Origin of the sequence: Pseudodesulfovibrio sp. JC047, assembly GCF_010468615.1 — a bacterium.
GTDB lineage: Bacteria > Desulfobacterota > Desulfovibrionia > Desulfovibrionales > Desulfovibrionaceae > Pseudodesulfovibrio.
This window is the reverse complement of sequence record NZ_WUEH01000042.1, coordinates 3,912-5,514: the sequence shown is the minus strand read 5'-3', so window position 1 is coordinate 5,514 and position 1,603 is coordinate 3,912. Positions and strand designations below refer to the sequence as shown.

2 rRNA genes (1 of these 2 running past the window's edge) are annotated in these 1,603 nt (G+C 50.3%); both read right to left on the bottom strand.

Annotation, left to right across the window (positions count from 1 at the left end):
• Positions 1–133 precede the first annotated feature (133 nt).
• Positions 134–248, bottom strand: a 5S ribosomal RNA gene (gene rrf / locus GO013_RS16520).
• Positions 249–318: 70 nt separating this feature from the next.
• Positions 319–1,603 (bottom strand): 23S ribosomal RNA (locus tag GO013_RS17090) (it continues 1,856 nt past the right edge of the window).

Genomic DNA, 1,603 nt, shown 5'->3' with positions numbered 1-1,603 from the left:
ATTACTAATACGCCATAAGGCGAGGGTGAAGCCTGGCCTAATTAAAGAGAAAACAACGAAGAAAGGGAGTTCTTGACATGGTGCCGCATAAGAAAAGCCCTGATTCATTTGAATCAGGGCTTTTTGAAAAGATCCTTGGCACCGACCTACTTTCCCACACGCTACCATGCAGTATCATCGGCGATGGAGGGCTTAACTTCCGGGTTCGGAATGGGACCGGGTGTACCCCCTCCTCCTTGGGCACCAAGAAAAAGAGTTGAGTAATGTCTACTCAAATATATAAGTAAACAGGGGAAGAGAGAATTCCTTTATATAATGTCAAATAAGCCGCACGATCTATTAGTACTGGTCAGCTAAGCAGCTCACACTGCGTACACCTCCAGCCTATCAACCTTGTAGTCTTCAAGGGATCTTTAGGGACTAATGTCCAGGGAGAACTTATCTTGAGGCGGGCTTCCCGCTTAGATGCTTTCAGCGGTTATCCTTTCCGAACTTAGCTACTCTGCAATGCCACTGGCGTGACAACAGAAACACCATAGGTTCGTCCACCCCGGTCCTCTCGTACTAGGGGCAGACCCTCTTCAATTCTCCTACGCCCACGGAGGATAGGGACCAAACTGTCTCACGACGTTTTAAACCCAGCTCGCGTACCACTTTAAACGGCGAACAGCCGTACCCTTGGGACCTGCTTCAGCCCCAGGATGTGATGAGCCGACATCGAGGTGCCAAACCGCGTCGTCGATGTGAACTCTTGGACGCGATCAGCCTGTTATCCCCGGCGTACCTTTTATCCTATGAGCGATGGCCCTTCCATGCGGAACCACCGGATCACTAAGACCAACTTTCGTTCCTGCTCGAGATGTCTCTCTCACAGTCAAGCTCCCTTATGCCTTTGCACTCAACGGCTGGTTTCCAATCAGCCTGAGGGAACCTTTGCAAGCCTCCGTTACTATTTAGGAGGCGACCGCCCCAGTCAAACTACCCACCAGACACTGTTTCCACGCCGGATGACGGCTATGGATTAGATACCTAAGTAATAAAGGGTGGTATTTCAAGGGTGACTCCACACACTCTAGCGAGCATGTTTCAAAGTCTCCCACCTATCCTACACATTATCAATCAAATACCAATGTCAAGCTGCAGTAAAGGTGCACAGGGTCTTTCCGTCCTTCCGCGGGTACCCAGCATTTTCACTGGGAATTCAATTTCACTGAGTCTCTGGTTGAGACAGTGGGGGGATCGTTACGCCATTCGTGCAGGTCGGAACTTACCCGACAAGGAATTTCGCTACCTTAGGACCGTTATAGTTACGGCCGCCGTTTACTGGGGCTTCGATTCAGAGCTTCGACCGAAGTCTAACCCCTCCTCTTAACCTTCCAGCACCGGGCAGGCGTCAGTCCCTATACATCGTCTTACGACTTAGCAGAGACCTATGTTTTTAGTAAACAGTCGCCCCCCCCGATTCGCTGCGTCTCAAAATCGCGCACAAAGTTAATTGATAACAATTTCGAGCACCCCTTCTTGCGAACTTACGGGGTCATTTTGCCGAGTTCCTTAACCAGAGTTCTCTCAAGCGCCTTGGTCTGCTCGACCCACCTACCTG